This window comes from Piscinibacter sp., from assembly GCF_050175855.1.
Taxonomy (GTDB): domain Bacteria; phylum Pseudomonadota; class Gammaproteobacteria; order Burkholderiales; family Burkholderiaceae_C; genus Piscinibacter.
In genome coordinates this window covers 1-7,098 of record NZ_JBFXIO010000278.1, presented here as the reverse complement: position 1 = coordinate 7,098, position 7,098 = coordinate 1, and the positions used below count along the sequence as shown (strand labels likewise).

The following is a 7,098-nucleotide window of genomic DNA, read 5'->3' as shown; positions in this document are numbered from 1 at the left end:
AGGCGCGTTCGCGCTTCCTCGCCGCGGCCGAGGCCGCCGGGCTCGACGTGGAGAGCCACGCCCACCCGCTGCTCGGCCGCGACGGCGAGGCGCTGGCGATGGATGTGGTGCACGAAGGTGCGCGCGATGCTCACGCGCTGCTGGTGCTGTCCAGCGGCTGTCACGGCGTCGAGGGCTTCTGCGGCTCGGGCGTGCAACAGGCGCTGCTGCACGACGAGGCCTGGCACCGCCTGCTGCGCGACAGCGGCGTGGCCGTGCTCTACCTGCACGCGCTGAACCCCTGGGGCTTCTCCTGGTGGCGGCGCACGACGCAGGAGAACGTCGACCTCAACCGCAACTTCCACGACTTCTCGCAGCCGCTGCCGGCCAACCCCGGCTACGACGAGATCGCCGCGCTGCTGGTGCCCCCGACCTGGCCGCCCGCGCCGGAGACCGCCGCGGCGCTGCAGCGCCAGATAGCTGCGCACGGCCTGCGCGCCTACCAGCAGGCGGTGACCAGCGGGCAGCACGACCATCCCGAAGGCCTCTTCTACGGCGGCCGCAACCCGACCTGGAGCAACGTGACGCTGCGCCATGTGCTGCAGGAACATGCGAAGCGCTGCAAGCGGCTGGGCTGGATCGATTTCCACACCGGCCTGGGCCCCAGCGGCGTGGGCGAGCGCATCTTCGCCTGCCGCGACGATGCGGCCGCGCTGGCCCGCGCCCGCGCCTGGTGGGGCGACGGCATCACTTCCATCTACGACGGCAGCTCGGCCTCGGCGATGCTGACCGGGCTGATGTGGATGACGGCCTACGAGGAATGCCCGCAGGCCGAGTACACCGGCATCGCGCTGGAGTACGGCACCGTACCGGTGACCGAGGTGCTCGACGCCCTGCGCGCCGACCAGTGGCTGGAGAACCACCCCGAGGCCGGGGCCGACCAGCGCGAGGCGATCAAGCGCCAGGTGCGCGACGCCTTCTACACCGACACCGACGCCTGGAAGGGGGCCGTGCTGGCGCAGGGCTTCGAGGCCGCGCGGCAGGCGGTCGCGGGCCTTGCCGCCCGCTGAGATTCAGAGCAGCCCGAAGCCGCGCAGCTCACGCGCGCACTGATCGGCGTCGACGAAGTGGATCGCCTGCCAGCCGGCGCGGCGGGCCGCCTCGACGTTGTGGACCACGTCGTCAATGAACAGCGTGCGTGCCGGCTCCAGGCCATGCGCATGCGCGCAGTGCGAGAAGATCTCCGCCTCCGGCTTGCACAGCCCGGCCCGCGCGGAGAAGACGCCGCCACGGAACAGCGCCAGGAACCCGTGAGTGGCTTCCAGGTGCCGCGCGTAGGGCTCGGGCATGTTCGACAGGAAGTACAGCGGCCGGCCGGCGGCGTGCAGCGCGTGCAGCAGCTCGACGGTGTCCGGGATCGGCGTCAGCTCGGCCGGCACCGCATCGATCACGCGCCGCGCCTCGTCGACCGCCAGGCCGGTGCGCGCCGCGATCCGCTCGGCCAGCGGCCCCGGCTCGACCGTGCCGCGGTCGAAGTCGCCCCAGTCGCCGCTGTAGCCCTGGAAGAAGTCGGCCACCCAGCGCCGCGCCGTGGCCTCGTCGTGCACGCGCTGCGGCAGGTGGCGCGCGAGCAGTGTGGGCGGGTGCCAGTTGAACAGCACACCGCCGAAGTCGAAGACGACGTTCACGCCCTCAGCCGCGCCAGCAGGCCGGCGGTGGAGGCATCGAGGCCCGCCGCATCGCCCGAGGCGAGCCGCGGCAGCAGATCGTTGCACAGGGCCTTGCCCAGCTCCACGCCCCACTGGTCGAAGCTGTTGAGGCCCCAGATCGCACCGCTGGTGAACACACGGTGCTCGTACATGGCGACCAGCGCGCCCAGCGAACGTGGTGTGAGCTGATCGAGCAGCAGCGTGGTGCTCGGCCGGTTGCCCGGGAAGGTACGGTGCTTCGCGATCGTGCCGGCGTCGAGTTCCTTCGAGGCCGTCGGCGCGCGCTCACCCAGGGCCTGCTCGGTGGTCTTGCCCAGCATCAGCGCCTGGCTCTGCGCCAGGCCGTTGGCCAGCAGCTTGGCATGCAGGTCGGCCAGCGCATGGGTCGGCCGCCTGACGAGGATGAACTCCACCGGAATCGGGTCGGTGCCCTGGTGCAGCATCTGGAAGTAGGCATGCTGGCCGTTGGTGCCAGGCTCGCCCCACACCACCGGGCTGGTGCCGAAGGGCAGCGGTTCACCGGCGAGGTCGACGCGCTTGCCGTTGCTCTCCATCTCCAGCTGCTGCAGGTAGGCGGGCAGGCGCCTCAGCCCCTGGTGGTACGGCGCCACGCTGCGGCTGGTGAAGCCATGGAAGTTGCGGTACCAGACGTCGAGCAGGCCGAGCAACGCCGGCAGGTTCTTCGCCAGCGGCGCTTCGGCGAAGTGGCGATCCATCGCGTGCGCGCCGGCCAGCAGGGCGCGGAAGTGGTCGGCGCCGATCGCCAGCGCCAGCGGCAGGCCGATCGCGCTCCACAGCGAGTAGCGGCCGCCCACCCAGTCCCAGAAGCCGAAGGTGGTGGTGATGCCGAACTCGGCCGCGGCCTTCACGTTGGTGGTGGTCGCGACGAAGTGCCTGGCCGTGTCGGACCCGCCGTTGGCGAGGAACCAGGCCCGCGCCGCGTGCGCGTTGGCCATGGTCTCCTGCGTGGTGAAGGTCTTGCTCGCGACGATGAACAGTGTCTCGGCGGGCTTGAGGTGGCGCAGCACCGGCGTGATGTCGTGCCCGTCGACGTTGGCCACGAAGTGGAACTGCAGCCCCGGGTGCACGAAGGCATCGAGCGCCGGCACGGTCATCTGCGGCCCCAGGTCGCTGCCGCCGATGCCGATGTTGACCACATGGCGGATGCCGCTGGCGGCGGTGTCGCGCACCGTCTCGGCATAGGCCAGCATCGCGTCGAGCACGCCGTGCACCTCGTCGGAGAACGGCCCGGCGCCGCGTGGCGCACGCAGCGCGGTGTGCAGCACGGCGCGGCCTTCGGTGGTGTTGATGGCCTCGCCGCGCAGCATCGCGTCTCGCCGTTCCTCCAGCCGGCATTCGCGGGCGAGGGCGACGAGGAACTTCAGCGTGGCCAGGTCGACGAGGTTCTTCGACAGGTCGGCGAAGACCTCCGGCGCCTCGAACGACAGCGAGGCGAAGCGGCCGGGATCGCGGGCGAAGGCCTCGCGCAGATCCAGCCCGCGGCCATGCGCTTCGTAGTGGCCCTGCAGGGCCGCCCAGGCTTCGGTGCGATCGCAGCGCAGCGCGTCCATCACGCCCCCGCGATCATCGTGTCGAGCTTGCCGGCATCGGCCGCGAAGGCACGGATGCCCTCGGCGAGCTTCTCGGTGGCCATCGCATCCTCGTTGAGCGCCCAGCGGAAGCTGGCCTCGTTGTAGGCGACCGCATGCACGGGGGCCTTTGCGGCGGCGGCCGGGTCGAGCGCACGTGTCACCGGCGCGTCGGAGGCCTGCAGCTGCGCCAGCAGCTCCGGGCTGATGGTCAGCAGGTCGCAGCCGGCCAGCGCGAGGATCTGGCCGGTGTTGCGGAAGCTCGCGCCCATCACCTCGGTGGCGATGCCGAACTTCTTGTAGTAGGTGTAGATCTGCGCCACCGATTTCACGCCGGGGTCGTTGGCACCGGCATTCGCGGCCTCGTCCCAGCCCGGCCCGGCGGACTTCTTGTACCAGTCGCAAATGCGGCCGACGAAGGGCGAGATCAGCCGGACGCCGGCCTCGCCGCAGGCCACCGCCTGGCAGAACGAGAACAGCAGCGTCAGGTTGCAGCGGATGCCCTCGTGCTCGAGGATGCGCGCCGCCTGGATGCCCTCCCAGGTGGAGGCGATCTTGATCAGCACGCGCTCGCGGCCGATGCCGGCATCCTCGTACATCGCCATGATGCGGCGCGCGCGCGCCACCGTGGCGGCGGTGTCGAAGCTCAGCCGCGCATCGACCTCGGTGGACACGCGCCCCGGCACCACCTGCAGGATCTCGCGGCCGAAGCGCACCAGCACGTGGTCGACGATCTCGTCGAGCGGCTGGCCCTTGTGCGCCGCCACCGTATCGGCGAGCAGCGGCGCGTAGTCGGGCTGCTGCACCGCCTTGAGGATGAGCGACGGGTTGGTGGTCGCGTCGCGCGGCGCGAACTGCGCGAGCTGCCTGAAGTTGCCGGTGTCGGCGACGACGGTGGTGTGTTGCTTGAGCTGGTCGAGCTGGTTCATGGCGGAGGATCGTTCAGCGCCCGCGGCGCAGCCCCGATTAGAACCCAGGCCGACCCGGCCTCGGCCGTAACCCGACCTGACCGTGTCGTTGACCGGGACAAGAAACTCATGCATCATCGCGGCCGAAACTTGGTTACATCACCGGCTCCTGCCGGCGCGGCACAGCATGTCCTTCGACCTCGTCTTCTTCGGCGGCACCGGCGACCTCACCTGGCGCAAGCTGATGCCTGCGCTGTTCCAGGCCTGGCGCCACGGCAAGCTGCCCGAGGGCGGGCGCATCCTCTCGGTGGCGCGCGACGAGCGCAGTGACGACGACTACCGCCAGTTCATCAAGGAACGCTTCGTCGAGGTCGAGAGCGCCAAGCGCCCGAGCGACGAGGAGTTCGCCCGCTTCGCCGCGCTGCTGCACTACCGCCGCATGGATCTCTCGCTGCCCGAGCACTATGCCGGGCTGAAGGAGTGGATCGACATGCGCGGCGCCGACACGGCGGTGCTGTTTCTCGCCACCAGCCCGCACCTGTTTCCGCAGATCTGCGCGCAGCTTGGTCACGTGGGTCTGAACGGGCCGAACGTGCGCGTGGTGCTGGAGAAGCCGCTCGGCCACGACCTGGCCAGCGCGCAGGAGATCAACCGGGTGGTGCGCGGCGCCTTCCGCGAGGACCAGGCGCTGCGCATCGATCACTACCTCGGCAAGCCGGCGGTGCAGAACCTGATGGCGCTGCGCTTCGGCAACGCCCTGTTCGAGCCGCTGTGGCGGCGCGAGAGCATCGCCAACATCCAGATCACGCTGGCCGAGAGCCTGGGCGTGGGCACGCGCGGCGACTTCTACGACCGCACCGGCGCGCTGCGGGACATGATCCAGAACCATGCGCTGCAGCTGCTGACGATGGTGGCGATGGAGCCGCCGAGCAGCAACGACGCCGACGCCATCCGCGACGAGAAGCTCAAGGTGCTGCGCTCGCTCAAGCCCTTCAGCGCCGAGAGCGTGGCGCGCGACGTGGTGCGCGGCCAGTACCGCGCCGGCAACTGCGACGGCCGGCCGGCGCCGGGCTACCTGGAGGAGATCAAGGTGCCGGCCGACAGCCGCACCGAGACCTTCGTCGCGCTGCGCACCGAGATCCAGAACTGGCGCTGGGCCGGCGTGCCCTTCTACCTGCGCACCGGCAAGCGGCTGGCCGCACGCGACGCGCAGATCGTCGTCAACTTCCGCCCGGCGCCGCACAGCATCTTCCCCGGCACGAGCCAACCGAACAAGCTGGTGATCAAGCTGCAGCCGGAAGACGGCCTGGAGCTGCACCTGATGGCCGCCAAGGGCTCGGGCACCAGCGATACGCTGGCACCGGTATTCCTCGACCTCGATTTCGACAAGGCCTTCGCCGCCAACCGCGTGGGCGCCTACGAGCGCCTGCTGCTCGATGCGATCGCCGGGCGGTTGAACCTGTTCGTGCGCAGCGACGAGCAGGAGCAGGCCTGGCGCTGGGTCGAGCCCGTGCTGACGGCCTGGGCGCAGGACAGCACCGGCCCGCGCCCCTACTCGGCCGGCACCTGGGGCCCGGCGGCAGCCAGCGCGCTGGTGGCACGCGACGGCTTCGCCTGGTCGGAAGAGCAATGAGCGATCTGCTGGACCGTATCAAGGCGTCGATTCCCGCGCTGCCGCCGGCCGAACAACGCGTCGCCAAGCTGCTGCTGGCCGACCCGCGCGCCTTCGCCACGCTGCCGGTGGCCGAACTCTCCGAGCGTGCCCACGTCAGCAAGCCGACCGTGGTGCGCTTCTGCCGCAGCGTCGGCTACGACGGCCTGGCGGATTTCAAGCGCAAGCTCGCCGGCAGCGTCAACGAGGGCGTGCCTTTCGTGCACCGCGCGGTCGACGAAGACGACAAGACCAGCGACATCGTCGTCAAGGTGATCGACAACGCGGTCAGCGCGCTGCTCAAGTACCGCAACGATGCCGCCAGCCACGCCTTCGAGCGCGCCATCTCGGCGCTGGCCGAGGCCGGACGCAACGGCAAGCGCATCGAGTTCTACGGCGTCGGCAACTCGGGCATCGTGGCGCTGGATGCGCAGCACAAGTTCTTCCGCCTCGGCGTGCATGCCGCCGCGGTGAGCGACGGCCACGTGCAGGTGATGAGCGCCACCATGCTGGAGCCGGGCGACTGTGCGGTGATCATCAGCAACTCCGGCCGCAGCCGCGACCTGCTCGACGTGGCCGAGATCGCGCGCCGCAAGGGCGCCACCACCATCGTCATCACCGCCAGCGGCTCGCCGCTCGCGCAGATGGGTCAGGGCGGTGCGGCGCAGATCCTGCTGGCCGTCGACCACCCGGAAGACTATGACCGCTACAGCCCGATGGTGTCTCGCCTGCTGCACCTGATGGTGATCGACATCCTCACCACCGCGGTGGCGCTGCGCCTGCCCGGCGAGCTGCGGCCGATGCTGCAGGAGATCAAGAAGAACCTGCGGGCGAAGCGCTACGCGCGGCCGGAATAGTGCTCGCGGCGGTCATCGGCCGCCGTGCATCGACGTGCAATCGCCACGGTGAAAGCGCTAACCCGCAAAGCGTGCAGCAGTCCACACCCGGTAACCTTTGGTAGCCCCTGTGGGCTGCGACGCAGGCTGGAATCGCGGCGTCGCTGTCATCCAAAGAAGTCCTATGCACCGTCACCTGCCGATCATTGCTGTCGCTGCCACCCTCGCGGCATCGTCATCGTGGGCACAAACCACCTCCGGCGATGCCACGCGCGGCAAACCGCTGTTCGAGAACACGGGGCCAGCATCCGGCAATTCAGGCCTGCAGAGCTGCACGAGCTGCCACGGCTCGGTGGAGGACCGGCGCAGCGCTGTCAGCGCCGCCACCGGCAATGGTGCCGACATCCATGCCCAGATCAGCTTCGA

General features: G+C 70.1%; 7 protein-coding genes. 4 read left to right on the top strand and 3 right to left on the bottom strand.

Annotated features, from left to right (window positions below):
• A partial coding sequence (locus AB7U92_RS18700; RefSeq protein WP_428580381.1) for a M14 family metallopeptidase occupies nt 1–1,049 on the top strand: 1,049 nt, incomplete at its 5' end.
• Between the two features lie 3 nt (nt 1,050–1,052).
• On the opposite strand, the gene AB7U92_RS18695 is transcribed toward AB7U92_RS18700, so the two are convergent.
• The 3 genes from AB7U92_RS18695 to tal are packed head-to-tail and all read right to left on the bottom strand — an operon-like array spanning nt 1,053 to nt 4,206.
• The gene (locus AB7U92_RS18695; protein ID WP_428580378.1) at nt 1,053–1,667 is read right to left on the bottom strand and encodes an HAD family hydrolase; all 615 of its coding nucleotides are present in this window, start codon (nt 1,665–1,667) and stop codon (nt 1,053–1,055) included.
• Nucleotides 1,664–3,259, bottom strand: coding sequence for a glucose-6-phosphate isomerase (gene pgi, locus AB7U92_RS18690; protein ID WP_428580375.1), 1,596 nt, complete (start codon nt 3,257–3,259; stop codon nt 1,664–1,666). The genes AB7U92_RS18695 and pgi overlap by 4 nt, the downstream gene beginning before the upstream one ends.
• Complete coding sequence (gene tal, locus AB7U92_RS18685; RefSeq protein WP_428580372.1) at nt 3,259–4,206, bottom strand: transaldolase; 948 nt, start codon at nt 4,204–4,206, stop codon at nt 3,259–3,261. Before tal ends, pgi begins: the two co-directional genes overlap by 1 nt.
• 166 nt (nt 4,207–4,372) lie before the next feature.
• Between tal and zwf the strand changes: the two genes are divergently transcribed.
• The 3 genes from zwf to AB7U92_RS18670 all read left to right on the top strand — a co-directional run.
• A complete protein-coding gene (gene zwf / locus AB7U92_RS18680) occupies nt 4,373–5,818 on the top strand; it encodes a glucose-6-phosphate dehydrogenase (RefSeq protein WP_428580369.1) in 1,446 nt (481 codons plus the stop codon).
• Between the two features lie 5 nt (nt 5,819–5,823).
• Nucleotides 5,824–6,693, top strand: a complete 870-nt coding sequence (locus tag AB7U92_RS18675) for a MurR/RpiR family transcriptional regulator (RefSeq protein WP_428580385.1) — start codon at nt 5,824–5,826, stop codon at nt 6,691–6,693.
• Between the two features lie 163 nt (nt 6,694–6,856).
• Nucleotides 6,857–7,098, top strand: a 242-nt coding sequence (locus AB7U92_RS18670) for a hypothetical protein (protein WP_428580366.1), incomplete at its 3' end; no start/stop codon positions are given.